Source organism: Algoriphagus sp. (assembly GCF_039969895.1).
Taxonomy (GTDB): Bacteria; Bacteroidota; Bacteroidia; order Cytophagales; family Cyclobacteriaceae; genus Algoriphagus.
On record NZ_JBDVMZ010000004.1, the window covers coordinates 168,589 to 186,528 of the forward strand.

Genomic DNA, 17,940 nt, shown 5'->3' on the forward strand with positions numbered 1-17,940 from the left:
AGGTAATGTGGCTGAATTATATACTTATTTCTAATTTTTTCATTATGAAAAAATGAGCGCTTTAGTACTGAAAGGCTCAGAAGAAACTAAAGCCAAATAAATATCTGTTTTTGTAGCGCAACCGATTGTAATTAAAAATAAAGCACTTTTTATTGGTTATTGTGGGAGTGTTTTTAGTAGTTTTGTGAAGACAATATTCAGATTGTAAACCCAAATATTTATGCAGGAACTAGATCTGGCTACCCAGACTTCTCCCCTGGCTTTTCTCAAGCCTACAGCCTCAAGAAAAGTACACTTCAATCTTCCACCTGCTGAGCTAGTGGAAATTGCCTTGGCGCAAAATGAAGGAAAACTCACATCCACCGGAGCATTGATGGCGGATACGGGCTCATTCACAGGAAGGTCTCCAAAAGACCGGTACATCGTCTTAGACGATAAAACCAAAGATTCGGTATGGTGGGGTGATATTAACATCCCTTTCGATCCCGAAAAATTCAATGCGCTTCTGAAAAAAATGAAGGCGTTCTTGGCAGACAAGGAGCTTTTCGTGAGGGATGCCTACGCAGGAGCAGACGAGAATCACAGGCTCAAGCTGAAAGTAATCAATACCAAAGCTTGGCACAATCTCTTCTGCTACAACATGTTTCTGAGGCCTTCTGAGGCTGAATTAGTAGATTTCGAGCACGATTTCACTATTATCTGTGCACCAGAATTCGAAGCAAATCCAGAAACCGATGGCACTAAAAACCCAAATTTCGCCATCATAAACCTCAGTGAGCGTATTATTTTGATCGGCGGAACTGGCTATGCAGGTGAGATGAAAAAGGGTATTTTCTCAGTTCTGAACTATATCCTTCCGCATGAAAAGAATGTACTTTCCATGCATTGCTCCGCAAACAAAGGAAGTAAAGGAGATACCGCGATTTTCTTCGGACTATCAGGTACCGGAAAAACTACGCTATCCGCTGATCCAAACAGAAGCCTAATAGGCGACGATGAGCATGGGTGGACAGAGAAGGGAGTTTTCAATTTTGAAGGTGGATGCTACGCAAAAGTGATCGACTTGAGTAAGGAGAAAGAGCCGGAAATTTGGGATGCGATTAGATTTGGTTCAATCGTTGAAAACACGAGATTCAAGCCCAACTCTCGAGAGGTAGATTTTACAAATAAATCGGTAACTGAAAATACCAGAACAGCCTACCCCATCCATTTCATACCAAATGCTTTGGATCCATCAACAGCAGGAATTCCAAAAAATATATTCTTCTTAACTGCGGATGCTTTTGGCGTGATACCTCCGATCTCCAAGTTGAACAAAAGTCAGGCGATGTATCACTTCATCTCTGGATACACAGCAAAAGTAGCTGGAACAGAGATGGGTATCACAGAACCGAAACTAACATTCTCGGCTTGTTTTGGGGCAGCATTTCTACCCTTGCACCCTACCAAGTATGCGACATTATTTGGGGAAAAAATGGAGAAATACGAGACGAATGTTTGGTTGATCAATACAGGCTGGACCGGCGGTCCCTATGGCGTTGGCTCTAGAATGAAACTTCCGTACACCCGAGCAATGATTTCGGCCGCACTTGAAGGAAAATTAGATCATGTAGCCTACAAAAAACATAAGGTTTTTGGTTTGGAGATCCCTCAAGAATGTCCAAATGTTCCTTCTGATATTCTCAATCCTAGTTTGACCTGGAGTGATAGAGAAGCTTACGATAAGCAGGCGAAAGCTCTTGCTGAAGCTTTCAAAGCTAATTTTGAAAAATTCAAAGATTTTGCTTCTGAGGACATTCTACAGGGAGCACCTATGTAAATTCAACCTTTACGGTAGGATAATACTGCTTTGAACTTCAACATCTTTCTGCCCACAACTAGCAGTAAAGTAAATGTAGCAACTCTTCTTAGGTGGATTGACTAGGAGTTAAACTTGCTTTTTATGCTTTCAAATACGAGTACTTATTTACTTCGTAGTCATAGCTAGAGTGCTACTATTTGAAAGAATTGTTATATTTTCGCACACCATGATTTCGAAAGGGAAAAAAAAGAATATAACGAAAAGCATAAAAGATGAAGACAGCAGAATTGATTACTGAGAAAGGGACAATGAAAGTGGAGTTTTACGAGAAGGACGCTCCTATTGCCGTTCAAAATTTCATTGACCTAGCGAATGATGGGTTTTATGATGGATTGACTTTCCATAGGGTTATTCCAAATTTTGTAATTCAAGGCGGATGTCCTAAAGGAAATGGAACTGGCGGACCTGGTCATCACATCAAATGTGAACTAGATGGAGAGAATCAATACCATGACCGCGGAGTCCTATCTATGGCTCATGCAGGTAGAAATACAGGTGGATCGCAGTTCTTTATCTGCCATAGTCGTGATAACACCGCTCATTTGGACAGAAATCACACCTGCTTCGGCAAAGTAGTAGAAGGTCTAGATGTCATCGATAAAATAAAAGCTGGAGACAAAATCGAAAAGATTGTAGTTTCTGAATCTTAAGAAATAGTTTCTCCCTTCAAATACCCTCATAAGTCAAAACCTTTTGAGGGTATTTTTTTGCTTTTTCATCAAAGCTCAATGGCTGGAATGGTTATTGAACTAGAATCATTACTTTTTACTCTTAGCCTTTAGAATCAGGACTGTACCAAGCAATAATTTACATAAATCACCTAGTTGCACGATTCCAGTAGGCTTTTCCTCAAGAACCTGTAAAACTATGAAAGCAAAAATTACCCTAGTTACTCTCCTGTTCTTCAGTTATTTATCGATCACACAGGCTCAACGCTATGGAACTGCGGTAGGGCTGAGATTTGGGAACAACAATCACTATAGAACGGTGGGGTTGACAGCGCAGCAAAGAATTGCTGAGCGATTGACCCTAGAGGGAGTTCTCCAATCGGATTTTAACCTCAACACGACGTTTTCGCTAGTGCTAGAAAAACATCGGCCGATTATTTCTAAGCGCTTTAATTATTATTACGGTGCGGGTATGTCCGTGGGAGTGGAAGAAAGCTTTGTGAAAGACCCTGAGAGCAAGCAAATCATTCATACCTATGGGAATAATACGGTAGGCGTAGATTTGATTGGCGGAGTAGAATTAACGATTCTTAATACCGCTATCTCGCTGGATTACAAACCTAACATCAATCTATCAGGCCGGGAAGAGTTCTATAGAGGACAAGTAGGAATATCTGCTCGAGTGATTTTGGTGAAAAGTAAAGAGCAAAAGAAAAAGCAACGCCAACGCCAAAAAGCCAAAAACAAGGCTCAACGAGTTCCGCTAAACGAGCAGATCAATTCAATTTTCGAAAAGAAAAATTAGAGACCCTTAGCCTTCAAATAGGCCTTTTCGTGCAGATCTGGCCTTTTTACTACCGCTCTGTACCACTTCATCCGTAAAAGTTGCTTCTCAGTTTCTGTTAAAAAATAATCAGGGTGATTGTATTTCTCCACTTTTTTAACCAACTCAAACAGGGCTATCGATGCTGCAACAGAGATATTAAAGCTCTCCGTGAATCCTAGCATAGGAATATGAACCAGACCATCTACATTATCCTGAACTTCGGGACTGATCCCGTCATGCTCATTTCCAAATACTAGTGCTATCTTTTCGTCAGGTTCCAAATCATGTATGGAAATGGATCCAGGCAATGGGCTAGTTCCGTAGATTTTATATCCCTTCTCTTTCAGAACAGAGAAACAATCCTGTACCGCTGAACCTTCCTTGTTATAATATTTGTGCAGATCAATCCACTGGGAGGCACCTCGGGTCACAAAGGGATTAATCTTGTAGGCATTGGTTTTCTCCACTACGTGCACATCCTGAATGCCAAAACAATCGCAGGTTCGAAGAACCGCACTGGCGTTGTGAGGTTTGAAAATATCTTCCAACACTACTGTCATAAATCGAGTCCTTTGGGTAAGGACTCGCTCCATTACGGACTTTTTATTGTCAGTGATGTACTGGCTGATGTAATCTAGCCAATCTTGATCTATGGGGTCTAACTTGCTTTTCTCCATAAGAAAAAATGGGGGCTAAAATAGCCCCAGTTGTTCTTCATCGTCTTTTTTCACGGACAAATCAATCGTACTGCCGATTTCTAACTCATTTTCTGCTTCTGAGTCTTGTTGCTCTTCATCGGAGGCAGCTTCTTTGTTGGCCTCTGTTTTTTTGGATTGAATCAAACTTAAATCTTTGACTTCGTAGGTGCTTAACTTATTACCGAGAGCTTTCCAGCCTTTGATATCGATCAGCATATCCAAATCATACTCCATCACCTCCTCCTCTTTTCCTTTAATCAACGTGACACGCGCCTGTGGTTGTTTTTCGGTGGAAACTAGCTTCAGATAAGAGTTCTTATGGTCAGAAATGAAGTTGAAATTCTTATTCAATGTTGTCGTTTCGATCTGGAAGCGTTTGATATAATAGGTTTTACTTCCACCATCGAAGTAAATGGCTGACAGCACTTTATCAGGATTAAATTTTTCGATCAAGAGTACGTTTGGCGCATCGTATCGATTAGTCAGCTCAAAACTGGTGAGCTCGTAGTCTCCGTTTTTGTAACACACCAATATCTTATCATCTCCGAGGAAATTGCCAATCAAAGTACCTCGCTCATCGGTGTTCAGACGACCTACAATGGAATCATAGTAGATATTTAATCCTCCTAAAGTAGAGACTCCCTCCATCTTCAGTTGAATCTTGCGAACTGGATAGCGAGTAAGGATATTCCCTCCGGCTCCTCTTCCCTTAATCTCAATGGAAGCGAAATCGAAATCAAAAACTTTTACTCGCGCTTTGGCCCCCTGCGTCAGGTAAACCGTGATGATCTCAGCTTCCCCGTTGGCATTGGCGGTTAGATACAAGTGTTTGGTACCTTTGGTGCCTTTCGTGAGCAGGTACTCTTTATCACGAGTGACTGCCAAAACCTGAAATCGCTTGACCATCGCTCTGCCTGTAGCCCCATCGAGATAGATGTAATTATAGACCATTCGCTCGTCTCCCTTGCGAAAAACTGCTACGTGTAAAATATCCTTGCCCATGAAATTCTTCTCCTGGATCTTGGATACCATACACACACCGTCTTTTCGAATCACGATGATGTCGTCCAAATCAGAGCAATCGCAGACAAATTCATCTTTTTTGAGACCATATCCCACAAAGCCGTCAGCACGATTGACATACAATTTGGCGTTATTCGCAGCAACTGTGGTGGCTTGAATAGCATCAAAGGCTCTGATCTCAGTCTTACGCTCTCGTCCTTTACCATACTTATCGAGCAAGTTTTGATAGTAAGCTATCGCGTAATCGGTCAAATGTCTCAGGTGATGATTTACCTCCTTCAGTTCATCCTGAAGTCGCTTCATCAATTCATCCGCTTTGAACGCATCGAATTTGGAAATACGTTTGATCTTAATCTCTGTCAATCGAACTAAATCATCTGTAGTGATCTCCCTGTAAAAGTCTGGCTTGTACGGATCCAAACCGAGATCAATTGCCTTCAGTACATCATCCCAAGTGGTACATTCTTCTATGTCACGGTAGATTCTGTTCTCTATGAATATTTTTTCCAAAGAAGAGAAAAGCAACTTTTCCATCAACTCCCCTTTTCGGATTTCCAATTCCCGCTTGAGTAGAGCTTTGGTCTGCTTGGTATTATATTCTAAGATCTGATTAACTGTCAAAAATACCGGGGTGTCTTTGATGATCACACAGGCATTTGGGGATATAGAAACTTCACAATCCGTGAATGCATACAATGCGTCTATCGTGACATCAGGCGATACCCCAGGCGCCAATTGAATTGCTATCTCTACTTCCTTAGCAGTATTATCTACGACTTTCTTGATCTTGATTTTTCCCTTATCATTCGCTTTCAGGATAGAATCTATCAACGTATCCGTGGTCACGCCAAAAGGTATATCCTTAATAAGTAAAGTCTTACTGTCTTCTTCTTCAATTCTTGCTCTAACTTTGACCTTACCCCCTCTCAATCCTTCATTATACTCCGAGAAATCAGCAAATCCCCCAGTCATGAAGTCGGGTAGCACGTTGGTTTTATTGCCTTTGAGAATCTCGATTGAAGCTAAAATCAACTCACAAAAATTATGAGGAAGAATTTTTGTAGATAGCCCTACGGCAATCCCTTCTACTCCTTGAGCAAGCAACAATGGAAATTTGACAGGAAGAGTGACAGGCTCCCGTTTTCTACCATCGTAAGAAAGTTGCCATTCCGTAGTTTGCGAATTAAACAGGACTTCAAGCGCAAATTTGGATAGTCTGGCTTCAATGTACCTAGCCGCTGCAGCACGGTCACCCGTTCTTACATCTCCCCAGTTTCCCTGAGTTTCTATGAGAAGTTCCTTCTGACCGATATTTACAATCGCATCACCAATCGAAGCATCTCCGTGTGGGTGAAACTGCATGGACTGCCCGATGATGTTGGCGACTTTGTTGAATCGACCATCATCCATTTCCTTCATGGCATGCAAAATCCTTCGTTGCACAGGTTTCAATCCATCTTCGATAGCCGGAACTGCCCGCTCTAGAATTACATAAGAAGCATAATCCAGAAACCATTCTTTGTACATGCCTGTCACCGGGACAGACGTGTGCATAGAATCTTCTCCGTTCGTAGGCAAATTGTTTTCTTCACTCATAGTGTATTCCAGTGTTTATAAAATTGGAAGGTCAATAAAACCAAGCCAACTGAAATCATATTCCCGATCAGGAAATAATTATTAGATATTTTACTTTCGTCTGCTTTGATTCTTGTTCCTATTTTCAAAGCACCCAATAAGGTCAACCCGTGGTAAACACCACTAATCAGGCAAATATGGATAAAGTGACTCCGTTCCACATTGGCTGTAGAGAACCATGGTTTTTTAAGTATTTCATTCTAATCAGCTTAAAATAAAGTAAGCCAGCACTTCAGAAATCAGATAATACCCAATGAACCTACTCTCTGTCCCCATATATCAAATTGACAAGTTTTTTTCTTTTTTGATAGGAGGTAAAATCCAACGACTTAAACCGTCTCCACATCAGCGAAACATCCTTTTCAAGAACTTCCGCAACTATTTTATAGTCCTTATACTTAAAATATCCTTTTATAATCTCTCTATCTTTCCACTTCCACTGTTCTTGCATCTCTAGCAAAAGATTGAGTGATAAAGCCATTTGACGCTTTTTGGGAAAATTACCATTGAGTATAAATCTATCATCATCAGATTTCATCAAAGCCAATGCTTCCCTCGCTTCTGATAATCCAGAACCCAGCATCCCATAAGCTATAACAGGGTTAATCTTCGTTTCGATCTCCCCTAGTGTCGCGCTATATCGCAATAGAATAGGAATCTCTAACCCCCATTTGTATTCCTCCAAAGCCATTAGTATAGTAGCAACGTCTTCTGCTGATTTCACAATTCCCTGAAACTCATCTCCCAAAGTAATTGTCAAGGGCGAAGCTATTATCTCATGGAATGATTCGTTAACCATTCTGATTAGCTCGGCGAAGTTCTTCTGTAGAGCGATTTGGTCTGCATCACTGCTTTTGACCACATCTCCCATTACTATCCATTCTTTCATAAAGCAATATATCTACTTATTAATCATTGTAAATATAGTGCAAATTTAACATTTTTTGCATTTTTGATGCAAAAACTCGTGTTATTGTTATAATCATGCAATTCTAAGCAGCTTCTTCTTCATTCGTTTCATTTGCTTTCGGGTCTTCAAGAGCCAAATCTTTTTCGATCTTTAGATTTTTGATAATAAACTGCTGCCTATCGGGCGTATTTTTTCCCATGTAGAAAGTAAGCAAGTCTGCAATCTTAGTTTCCTTGTTCAAGATGATGGGCTCTAAGCGAATGTCTTCCCCTATAAATCCACCAAATTCTTCTGGAGAAATCTCTCCCAACCCTTTGAATCGAGTGATTTCAGGCTTATTTCCTAGTTTGTGAATCGCTCGCTGACGCTCTTCATCCGTGTAGCAATAGATCGTCTCTTTCTTATTTCTAACTCGGAATAGAGGTGTTTCAAGGATAAACAGATGGCCATTTTTCACCAGATCAGGGAAGAACTGCAAGAAATACGTCATGATCAGCAAGCGGATGTGCATGCCATCGACATCGGCATCCGTAGCGATTACAATCTTTCTGTAGCGAAGATTTTCTATCCCATCTTCTATGTTCAAAGCGTGTTGCAAGAGGTTGAATTCCTCATTTTCGTACACCACTTTTTTGGTCATCCCAAAGCAGTTCAATGGCTTACCTCTCAGCGAAAATACCGCCTGGGTCTGTACATCACGGGATTTGGTGATAGAACCTGAGGCAGAATCACCTTCCGTAAGGAAAAGCATTGTATTGGCTTTGAGGTCTTCATTAGCTTTTGGATCATCGTAGTGCACCCGGCAATCTCTCAGCTTTTTATTGTGAAGATTTGCTTTTTTAGCACGCTCGTTGGCTAGCTTTTTTATGCCGGATATCTCCTTCCGCTCGCGCTCAGACTGAAGTATTCTTTTCAGAATAGCGTCAGCAGTTGCTGGGTTTTTATGAAGGTAATTATCGAGATCAGTTTTTAAAAAGTCATTGATAAACGTACGGACAGTAGGTCCATCAGGGCCAACAGATTGAGAACCCAACTTTGTCTTGGTTTGGGATTCGAAAACTGGCTCTTGAACACGGATGGAAATAGCCGCCACCACACTTTGACGAATGTCTGAGGCATCATAATCCTTCTTGAAAAACTCACGGATTGACTTAACTAATGCCTCCCGGAATGCCGCCAAATGCGTCCCACCTTGAGTAGTATATTGTCCATTGACGAAGGAATAATACTCTTCTCCATATTGATTGGAGTGTGTAAGAGCCATTTCTATGTCATTGCCCTTTAGGTGAATGATTGGATAGCGCTGGCTTTCTTCATCTATTTTATTGGAAAGTAGATCGAATAGACCTCGGTCAGAGAAATACTTTTTACCGTTGTAATTGATCGTAAGACCCGCGTTTAGGTAAGCGTAATTCCAAATCTGATTTTCTAAGTATTCAGGGATAAAGTGGTAGTTTTTGAAAATACTTCCGTCTGGAGAGAAAACGACCTTAGTCCCATTCCGGTCCGAAGACTTGATGACTGGGGGATCATTTACCAAAATCCCCTTTTCAAATTCGGCTACTTTCGTTTCTCCTTCACGGTAGGCCTGCACTTTGAAAAAATCAGAAAGTGCATTGACAGCTTTCGTACCGACACCATTCAGGCCTACTGACTTTTGAAAAGCGCCTGAATCGTATTTTCCTCCAGTATTGATTTTGGACACACAATCGATGACTTTGCCAAGTGGAATACCACGGCCATAATCCCGTACTTCTACCTTGTGCTCAGAGATTTTGACATCTATAGTTCTTCCATAACCCATCATGTGTTCATCGATGGAATTGTCCAGCACCTCTTTGACTAGGACATAAATTCCGTCATCCTGAGCACTACCATCGCCGAGTTTACCGATGTACATTCCAGGCCTTAGCCTGATATGCTCCCTCCAATCCAGGGATTTGATACTGTCTTCTGTATATTTTACTTCTCCTGCCATAAGCTAATAAATGCTAATTCTCCTTAAGATCGAGTAGTAACCTGATTGAATTTGCTCACTAAGATTACAAACAGTCCAATCACCCAAATCACCAAGAGTGCTGGAATGAGATAAAAGAATAAATTGTATTGATCTGCACCGATTTCCTCTTGATTATTGATCGCGTGAGTATATAAAACCACCATGGCCAAGGCCATATTCAGAATCCCACCAAAAGAATAAAACCAACCCAAGAAATAGTCTCGGAATTTATCTCCTACCGGAAAAATACGACTCAATCCTTTGTGACTTTTGGTTTCAAGCAATTTGGGAGGAAGCAAAGTGATCACATTCATCAGGATAAAAATGGCAACCATTCCATAGAAGAAATTGCCTTTACTAAGTTTTTCGGGTGACAAGCCATTTTCATCAAAATTGTAGCTAACCTTCTCAGGCATTGCAGAGTAGAAGTACAATAAGAAGAAAAGGAAGAGGAGGATGCTGAGGAAATAGAAGGCTTTTCCGAATCGGTAATACATAATAATGGCGAATTGAATGCGCTAATATAAAGGATTTGGACAAACTGAATCTGACTAATCAGTGTTCCTTTTATCTTTATATTTGACAAGTAGCTTCGCAAAAACACCCAAAATAATGAACCTCAGTCCTGTAGTAATTGCCATTCCGATGTATTTCATCTTAATGGCAATAGAAATGATCACCTTAAGATTTCAAAAACACCCCGGGTATAGGCTTAATGATGCGATTACAAATATCAATTGTGGCGTGATTTCCCAGGTAACTGGCGTATTCATCAAAGTCCTTTCCATAGGTATTTATGTGCTGATTTACGAAAAACTAGCATTCTTCCAAATTCCAAATAACATTTGGACATTTCTTTTGCTGTTTTTCCTCTATGATTTTTGTTACTATTGGGCACACCGCATGAGCCATGAGATCAACCTTTTTTGGGGCGGTCACGTCGTACATCATTCCAGCGAAGAATACAACCTTTCAGTGGCTCTACGCCAAAGTAGTACGCAAACCATTTGGACTTTCTTTTTTTACTTCCCCCTTGCCTTGCTTGGCTTTGACCCAGTGATGCTAGTGCTTGCCTCCGGCATCAATTTGCTGTATCAATTTTGGATTCACACCGAGGCGATCGATAGAATGGGGTTTTTGGAAAAATTCATGAATACTCCTTCTCACCACCGAGTTCATCATGGACGCAACCCAAAATATATCGATAAAAATCATGCTGGCACGTTCATCATTTTCGACAAATGGTTTGGAACATTTCAGGAAGAAGAAGAGCGCCCAACGTATGGTATCACCACACCTGTGAAAAGCTGGAATCCCGTGTGGGTGAACCTTGCTCACTATGCTAACATGAAAGAAGAGCTCAAAATGATCCCAAAGTGGTCAGACCGAGTAAAATACCTCTTCTACAAACCGGGCTGGCTACCGGACTCTCTCGGAGGTTATCGGGCCCCACAGGAAATAGAACCTGACTATCAGAAATTTGACACCGTAGTCCCTCCTTCCATGAATTGGTATATTTTTGCCCAATACCTATTGATCCTTCTCCTCACTGGGTTTTTCCTTTTCAAAGTGGATAGTTTTACTTGGCTACCCAAAGTTTTGGTGAGCACAATCATCATCTGGACCACCGTGAGTTTCTCTGGTGTCTTTGAGAAAAGAAACTGGTACTTACCTCAAGAAATCCTTAGGATCCTCATGTTTGCAGTGGTTGTCTTTTTCTTGATAGAATCTCTCCTACCTTTGCCGATCCTAATCGGGATTTTGATGATTTATAGCTTAACTTCCTTCTTTTGGCTTTGGAAAAATCAGCAACTCAAATCCCAAATCAGTTCCATTTCACTTTAATCATGAATAAATCAATTCTACTCCTTACGGTTTTAGCAGTTTGCATCACTTTTTCCTGTAGCTCCAAAAGAGACACGGGAAGTATGGATATGGAAAATTGGAAATCTGACCATTATGGATGCAAAAGCCTTAGAATGCAGGATTTGGAGGAATTGACACGACTAAAAAATTCCTTCCTAGGCGCAGACAATCAGGCTATCATCAAGACATTTGGACGTCCAGACCGAGTAGAGTTGGTAGATAAAAGCCAAACTTTCTTCTTCTATTTCCTGGAGCCTAGCAGCATGTGTGATGGAGTAGAAATCGAAAAAGAACCCCTAAGAATTCTTTTTCGACTGAATGCGGTAAGTAAAGTTTCTGAAGTGACGATTACAACCCAGAACCCATAAAGCAAAGTGCAGCTGCCCCTAGCGTACCGGCGTTATTTTCAAGCGTTGCTTTTTTTAAGATTAGGTCTTTACCATAATACTGAGACAAGTATTGCTTGATCGTACGATCCAGCGTAGGCATCATAAACTCCAATCCAGCTGAGATTCCTCCGCCAAAATACACATCAGTCACATCCAGAATACGGATAGCCGACACAATAGCCTCGCCCAGAATCCTACCCACCTCCTCAAAAACCATCAACGAAACCGGATTTCCAGCTTTCGCGGTATCTACTAACAGATGGGTACCTAGTTCTGCCCCTACCAACACACCAGCCCGCTCAGGGTAAGCATCAATTAGACGAGACATGATGTTCAGGATTCCTTGTCTTCCGACTAGTGTCTCTAGCCTGGCAGCACCTTTTGAAAGCATGTGTCCCATCTCCATGGCATTACCGCGTGAACCTTTGAACACTTCTCCGTCCAAAATCAACGCACTGCCGATTCCAGTGCCCATTGTGATAAAAAGGAAATTCTGTGCAGGATCATCTTTGCCAAAATAAAACTCACCTATCGCCGCAGCGGCTGCATCGTTTTCCAGATAAAACTCATGTTTTGGAAACTTCTTTTCCAGTCCACCTTTAAGATCAAAACCATTCAATGCAGGAATCGCAGGGATCTCAATAGCTGTAGTTCTGTCTTTGGAAATCATCCCAGGAAGGCCAATTCCGACTTTTTTTACTGCTGGATATTTAAGAAGGTATTTCTCCAAACCCGCAATAAAAGCAGGTCCAAAACCTTCTGGATGATCTCTATAGGGAGTAGTATTTTCTTTTTCAAAGTCTAAAAGATTGCCCGATCTATCTACAAGGCCTATTTTCAAATGGGTTCCACCGACGTCCACTCCTAGGAAATGTTCTTCCTGATTTTGCATAGTATTATTAATAGGTTTATGGTTTCAAAAAAGCAAAAGAAAAGTATTACTTCCTAGATTCAGACCCAATCTGCCGGAAAATTTTGAAAACTGCCGGGCATACCAGCGTGTTTTTCAACGTAAGCTCCAAAATTCCGTGCATTTTTTTCCGGTTGGTGTGAGGATACTCTCTGCATGCCCTAGGTCTATCTTCATACACCAAGCATTTATTATCTTCTCCCAAAAAAGTACATGGAGAAGAATTCAAGACAAAATCTCCTTCCTCGTCCCGATGCAAATACGCATCAATAAATGCATTGCTTTTCATACGGAATACCTTAGCAAGTCTGTCAATATCTGTATTCAAAAAAATAGGACTCGTGGTCTTACAGCAGTTTGCACATTCCAAACAATCAATTTCTTCAAAAGCCTTGGTGTGCAACTCCTCAAATCTATCATCCAACACCTTTGGCTTGACTTTTTTCAATCTAGCCTTAGTTTTCAGATGAGTAGAATATTCTGATCTACTCTCTTTCTCGAAATATTCAAGGTCTATTTTCAACTTATTAGGTGGTTAAATAATGTTTAAATGCCAATTTTAAAAATAAATTCTTTTATAAAACGTAGATAATCAGTACCTTATTAATCAAATAAACCCTGTAAGCCATGAAAACTCACCCATCAGAAATGTATTTCTATCATTCTCCCAACCAGGTAGTGGACAAACAAACCCTCGCTTATGCTAAGTCAATTTCGCAATTTGTGAACACCATTGACCTAAGCAAAGAGAAGCTCACTGCCACTCAGTGGAACTCACTCTTGCTCAAGCTTAACCTTCGGGCAAAGGATCTTTTAAATCGAGCTCATCCAGATTATCAGCGATTTATCGCTGGAAAAAACTGGGACGAGGAAAGCTGGCTGAATATTCTAATCAAATCTCCCAACCTGATCAAAGCTCCTATCGCAAGCCTTCGTCATCGAGCAATCCTCTGCACCACCCCAACGGATATTCTGAAGCTTAATTCGATGCATTTAGTCTAATGCCATCCGATTCGATCAGAATCGCCCTAGCCTTGTAAAGTTGCCCTATGCATTGTTTGAAATGCTTCTTACTCATCCCCAATTGCTCCTGAATCTCCTCAGGAGTGGATTTGTCGTGCAAAGGCAAAAAACCTTTAGCTTCTAGAATGGAGAGGATTTTTTCAGAACCAACGTCGTATTTCACTCGACCAGGAGGCAGTAGCTGTAAATCCAACTTACCATCTTCACGGTTCTTTTTAATATAGACTTTTCGCTTTTCTCCCAGTTCTAAAGGCTGAAAAACCTCATTTCTAAAAAGTAAGCCTTCGTATTCATTATCAATCAATACCTTGAAACCTAAATCCGTTTCTTCGAAAATCAACCCTTCCAGCTCTTTCCCTTCTTCCCAATCCAGCGGAGCTAGACGCAGGAAATCACGGTATTTATTCACACCGATCAGCCGGTTGGTCTTAAAGTCCACACAGATTTTCACCAGGTATTTCTGGCCAACTTCCATATTTTTACCCATTTCTGACTTGGGTATAAAAAGATCTTTCGGCAATCCCCAATCTACAAACGCCCCAAAAGAAGTCACTTCCTTTGCCTCCAAAACCGCAAACTCATCCAAGAGTGCCAGCGGTTTTTGGGTAACTGCCACCGGTCGATCTTCGCTGTCGGTATAAACAAACACCTCGATCAAGTCGCCTTCCTTCTCTTCTCCGAGAAGGTAACCCTTGGGTAGCAAAACCTCTTCTCCAGAGCTCAACCCCAAATAAGCCCCGTTGTCTGTAAATCTATTGATGGGTAATTTTGATAGTAAACCAAGTTCTGTCATGTGTCAAAGGTAGGCAATATTCGCAGTTTGAAACTGAACTTTTCCGACAAACAAAGTCGGGAATCGAAAGTTAAAAAATTGGAATTGGTGAGTGCCAGGAGTAGCTTTGGCCTCTACTACTGCGAAAATCAGTTAGAATACACCCAAAATATAACATTAAAGTAAAGCACCTCCTTATGAAAAATATCTCAGTCATTGGTTCAGGAACGATGGGAAATGGCATCGCGCATGTTTTTGCTCAGCATGGCTACGAGGTCAGCCTGATCGATATCAAGCCAGAGTTTTTAACAAAAGCCCTGGCAACAATCACCAAAAATCTAGACAGACAAGTAAGCAAAGGCTTGATCACAGAGGACGAGAAAAATACAGCTTTAGGCAAAATCCAAACTTTCACAGATCTACAATCTGGCGTAAAATCAGCCGACTTAGTTGTAGAAGCAGCAACTGAAAACATGGAGCTGAAACTGGATATATTTAAAAAAATCGATCAATTCAGTCCAGAGAAGGCTATTTTGGCAAGTAACACTTCCTCAATTTCCATTACAAAAATAGCCGCGGTAACTACTAGACCGGAGCAAGTCATAGGAATGCACTTTATGAATCCTGTTCCTGTAATGAAACTTGTGGAAGTAATTCGCGGCTACGCTACTTCTGATGAGGTAACAATGAAAATCATGAGTCTTTCCTCTAATCTTTCTAAAGATCCCGTGGAAGTCAATGATTATCCTGGTTTTGTGGCAAACAGAATCCTCATGCCAATGATCAATGAGGCGATCTACTCACTTTTCGAAGGGGTGGCTGGCGTGCATGAGATCGATACGGTGATGAAGCTCGGCATGGCACACCCGATGGGCCCATTGCAACTAGCAGATTTCATCGGACTGGATGTTTGCCTTTCGATTTTAAAAGTGCTCCATGACGGTTTCGGAAATCCTAAATTTGCGCCATGTCCCCTACTGGTAAATATGGTAGAAGCAGGTTTCAAAGGCGTAAAATCGGGCGAAGGTTTTTACAAATATACCCCGGGAAGCAAAGACGCAGTCGTATCTCCACGCTTCTCCAACTAAGAAAATGCATATTGCTGTATCAGGTAACATTGGCAGTGGCAAGACCACCCTTACCGAAAAATTAGCCAAACACTACGGCTGGCACGCTGAATTTGAAGCTGTAGATGGAAATCCTTACTTATCTGATTTCTATGAAGATATGGAGCGCTGGTCTTTTCATCTTCAGGTATATTTCCTGAATTCGAGATTCAATCAAATCAAAGTCATACAGGAAAGTAATAAGCCTACGATTCAAGATAGAACGATCTACGAGGATGCTTATATTTTCGCTGCCAATCTGCATAAAAGTCAACTCCTTACCGATCGCGACTATCAAAATTACCAAGGCCTCTTCAATAGTATGGTCGCTCATGTGAAAGCACCGGATCTTTTGATTTACCTGAAAGCAGATATTCCAAAGCTTGTGGGACAAATCGAAAAGCGTGGCCGAAGCTATGAAACCGCTATGCGTATAGATTATCTGAAAAATCTCAATACCCATTACGAAGAATGGATCTCAGGTTACACCGAAGGGAAATTGTTGGTTATAGATGTCAATAAGTTGGACTTTGTGGAAAATCCCGCGGATTTCTCATTTGTGGTAGAAAAAGTGGAGCGAGAGATTTTCGGGCTATTTGCCTGAGAATTTAAGTGGGTGATTTACTATATCACATAGCCACATAGAAAATCATAGGTTTTAAGATTAAACCCCCATGAAATCTATGTGGCTAGTTGGTAAGCTATTCTTATCCGCTTTTCTCTCAATGAAGAAGTAGAAGCAAACAAGGAAAAGTTAAACTTACTAATTGAGCCCCCTTCGGTCTTTAATCTTCCGACCGGATAAGCTTAGAAGCTAAGGCGACTGTCATCATTAGGAATAATCGCATAGCAGAATAGTTACCCCTGATATTTTCGCAAAAACCAATTTAAAAGCATGGTACGCTGCTCTTCTTTGGGGTTGATCAGCAATTGATCCAATCGCTTCAGCGAACCTCCAGTCATTAATGTTTCATAGGGAGTAATCCTAAAAAGCTTATACCCGTGTATTCTAGTTTGCAGATCAATCTGCGCATCGTTATAAGCGGAAAGCTTCCATCCCACGGCGCCATTTCCAGAGAAGTCACCGGGCTCGTCTGCTTCACCGAAGCAATGCCTGGCCACCGGTGGGCCGTTCCAGATTCTTTGCCGCAGCCCTACCTTTAGGCATTCCTTTTCATAGCTCCTACAGAGTCTCTTTTGAGTTTCTAGAAAAGGAAAATTAAGCTCGAAATAAAGATCTGATTTAAAAGTGATTAATCTGTAGCGATTGAAGTGCAATTCCTCATCATAGACAAACAAGTTTCTATTGATTTTGAAGTCAAATTTCAACTTTTCAAACAAAGGTAAAGAACCCTTTCCACCTAGATCTTTATAGATTTCTTCGAGCCACATTCTTCCCTTTTGATCCAAATAGCTCGGCTGAATCTCTAATTCAAAATCCCGCTCAAAATCCACTTCTCCCTCTCGTAAAATAAGGGCTAGCTGCCGGGTCATTAAGTTATCCATGGTATGTCTTTATCTGGGCTACCGTTTCGTGCCAGTATATAGCACTGTGTAGAGCTATAGGCAATGGCTACTTAGAGTCACCCCCTAAGTCATCTCCTATTCTCTTTTCCAAGTTTCCTTTTGATCCTGGAAAAGTAGTTCTCTGCGAAATATCATATCCTATATAGCACATGATTAACATGAAAATCACGAACAGGATCAAAAATATCTTCTTATTCCTAGGCATTTCATTCTTGTTTTTTGTAGCAATAGGCCACAAAATTAACCATTCAAAGCAGATCTGAGGCAAATGTTTACTAATTATTGAAAGACCTTGGCCTAAAAATATACTTTTTGAAAATGTTGCTTAATTTTAGGAAGACGGACCTAACTGACTTTTTATAGTTAATTACCTTTTGATTTACCCATGTATCAATATATTAGTGAACAATCGATTTATCAGTATTTCGGTGAAGATGATCCAGAAATGATTAAAGAGATGGTTGAGATAATCCTAACCACCAACATCAAGGATCTCAAACAACTTCAAAACCTCCATCAACAGGGAGAATTTACCACTATTAAAAAGCGCTGCCACAAAGCAAAACCTAGCATGAACTACATTGGGGCACTCAAAACCCGAAAAATCATAGAGGATATAGAAAGTGGTCAAGAAGATTTCAGTGAATTAAACACCCTCCTCCATATTCACCTAAGCAACATCGAAACTGAGCTACACCAGTTTTTGAAATCAATCAACTAAGTACAG

18 protein-coding genes are annotated in these 17,940 nt (G+C 40.9%); 9 read left to right on the plus strand and 9 right to left on the minus strand.

Annotated features, from left to right (window positions below):
- Positions 1-220 precede the first annotated feature (220 nt).
- From pckA to ABJH64_RS01775, 3 genes are all read left to right on the plus strand, one after another.
- Complete coding sequence (gene pckA, locus ABJH64_RS01765) at positions 221-1,819, plus strand: phosphoenolpyruvate carboxykinase (ATP) (protein WP_348276737.1); 1,599 nt, start codon at positions 221-223, stop codon at positions 1,817-1,819.
- A 254-nt stretch (positions 1,820-2,073) separates the two neighbouring features.
- Positions 2,074-2,511, plus strand: coding sequence for a peptidylprolyl isomerase (locus ABJH64_RS01770; RefSeq protein WP_348276736.1), 438 nt, complete (start codon positions 2,074-2,076; stop codon positions 2,509-2,511).
- Between the two features lie 217 nt (positions 2,512-2,728).
- A complete protein-coding gene (locus ABJH64_RS01775; protein ID WP_348276735.1) occupies positions 2,729-3,334 on the plus strand; it encodes a hypothetical protein in 606 nt (201 codons plus the stop codon).
- Here the strand turns inward: ABJH64_RS01775 and ABJH64_RS01780 are convergent.
- The 5 genes from ABJH64_RS01780 to ABJH64_RS01800 all read right to left on the minus strand — a co-directional run bounded on the left by ABJH64_RS01780 (position 3,331) and on the right by ABJH64_RS01800 (position 10,117).
- Positions 3,331-4,032, minus strand: a complete 702-nt coding sequence (locus ABJH64_RS01780) for an RNA methyltransferase (protein ID WP_348276734.1) — start codon at positions 4,030-4,032, stop codon at positions 3,331-3,333. The genes ABJH64_RS01775 and ABJH64_RS01780 overlap by 4 nt on opposite strands.
- Before the next feature lie 15 nt (positions 4,033-4,047).
- Complete coding sequence (locus tag ABJH64_RS01785; RefSeq protein WP_348276733.1) at positions 4,048-6,672, minus strand: DNA gyrase/topoisomerase IV subunit A; 2,625 nt, start codon at positions 6,670-6,672, stop codon at positions 4,048-4,050.
- 298 nt (positions 6,673-6,970) lie between these two features.
- Entirely contained in the window at positions 6,971-7,600 is a 630-nt protein-coding gene (locus ABJH64_RS01790; protein ID WP_348276732.1) for a SatD family protein, read from the minus strand.
- Positions 7,601-7,703: 103 nt separating this feature from the next.
- The gene (locus tag ABJH64_RS01795) at positions 7,704-9,599 is read right to left on the minus strand and encodes a DNA topoisomerase IV subunit B (protein WP_348276731.1); all 1,896 of its coding nucleotides are present in this window, start codon (positions 9,597-9,599) and stop codon (positions 7,704-7,706) included.
- A gap of 23 nt (positions 9,600-9,622) precedes the next feature.
- Positions 9,623-10,117: a DNA topoisomerase IV gene (locus ABJH64_RS01800; RefSeq protein ID WP_348276730.1), complete on the minus strand. Its 495-nt coding sequence runs from the start codon at positions 10,115-10,117 to the stop codon at positions 9,623-9,625.
- Positions 10,118-10,232: 115 nt separating this feature from the next.
- Here ABJH64_RS01800 and ABJH64_RS01805 point away from each other — a divergent pair, with 115 nt between their 5' ends.
- Both ABJH64_RS01805 and ABJH64_RS01810 read left to right on the plus strand, forming a co-directional pair.
- Complete coding sequence (locus ABJH64_RS01805; protein WP_348276729.1) at positions 10,233-11,465, plus strand: sterol desaturase family protein; 1,233 nt, start codon at positions 10,233-10,235, stop codon at positions 11,463-11,465.
- A 2-nt stretch (positions 11,466-11,467) separates the two neighbouring features.
- The gene (locus tag ABJH64_RS01810; protein WP_348276728.1) at positions 11,468-11,854 is read left to right on the plus strand and encodes a hypothetical protein; all 387 of its coding nucleotides are present in this window, start codon (positions 11,468-11,470) and stop codon (positions 11,852-11,854) included.
- Here the strand turns inward: ABJH64_RS01810 and ABJH64_RS01815 are convergent.
- Both ABJH64_RS01815 and ABJH64_RS01820 read right to left on the minus strand, forming a co-directional pair.
- A complete protein-coding gene (locus ABJH64_RS01815; RefSeq protein ID WP_348276727.1) occupies positions 11,835-12,767 on the minus strand; it encodes an ROK family protein in 933 nt (310 codons plus the stop codon). The genes ABJH64_RS01810 and ABJH64_RS01815 overlap by 20 nt on opposite strands.
- A gap of 46 nt (positions 12,768-12,813) precedes the next feature.
- A complete protein-coding gene (locus tag ABJH64_RS01820) occupies positions 12,814-13,302 on the minus strand; it encodes a YkgJ family cysteine cluster protein (protein WP_348276813.1) in 489 nt (162 codons plus the stop codon).
- Positions 13,303-13,412: 110 nt separating this feature from the next.
- Here ABJH64_RS01820 and ABJH64_RS01825 point away from each other — a divergent pair, with 110 nt between their 5' ends.
- Positions 13,413-13,787: a glutaredoxin gene (locus ABJH64_RS01825; protein WP_348276726.1), complete on the plus strand. Its 375-nt coding sequence runs from the start codon at positions 13,413-13,415 to the stop codon at positions 13,785-13,787.
- Here the strand turns inward: ABJH64_RS01825 and ABJH64_RS01830 are convergent.
- The gene (locus tag ABJH64_RS01830) at positions 13,765-14,601 is read right to left on the minus strand and encodes a S1-like domain-containing RNA-binding protein (RefSeq protein ID WP_348276725.1); all 837 of its coding nucleotides are present in this window, start codon (positions 14,599-14,601) and stop codon (positions 13,765-13,767) included. The genes ABJH64_RS01825 and ABJH64_RS01830 overlap by 23 nt on opposite strands.
- A 176-nt stretch (positions 14,602-14,777) precedes the next feature.
- Between ABJH64_RS01830 and ABJH64_RS01835 the strand changes: the two genes are divergently transcribed.
- Together ABJH64_RS01835 and ABJH64_RS01840 are read left to right on the plus strand one after the other, a co-directional pair.
- On the plus strand, positions 14,778-15,668 hold the full coding sequence (locus ABJH64_RS01835) for a 3-hydroxybutyryl-CoA dehydrogenase (protein WP_348276724.1): 891 nt from the start codon (positions 14,778-14,780) through the stop codon (positions 15,666-15,668).
- Positions 15,669-15,672: 4 nt separating this feature from the next.
- Complete coding sequence (locus tag ABJH64_RS01840; RefSeq protein WP_348276723.1) at positions 15,673-16,290, plus strand: deoxynucleoside kinase; 618 nt, start codon at positions 15,673-15,675, stop codon at positions 16,288-16,290.
- 254 nt (positions 16,291-16,544) lie between these two features.
- Here the strand turns inward: ABJH64_RS01840 and ABJH64_RS01845 are convergent, their stop codons facing one another.
- The gene (locus tag ABJH64_RS01845) at positions 16,545-17,192 is read right to left on the minus strand and encodes a hypothetical protein (protein ID WP_348276722.1); all 648 of its coding nucleotides are present in this window, start codon (positions 17,190-17,192) and stop codon (positions 16,545-16,547) included.
- Positions 17,193-17,598: 406 nt separating this feature from the next.
- Here ABJH64_RS01845 and ABJH64_RS01850 point away from each other — a divergent pair, with 406 nt between their 5' ends.
- Positions 17,599-17,934 carry an Hpt domain-containing protein gene (locus ABJH64_RS01850; protein WP_348299575.1) on the plus strand — a complete coding sequence of 112 codons (336 nt, stop codon included), beginning with the start codon at positions 17,599-17,601 and terminating at the stop codon, positions 17,932-17,934.
- The last annotated feature ends 6 nt before the right edge of the window (positions 17,935-17,940 follow it).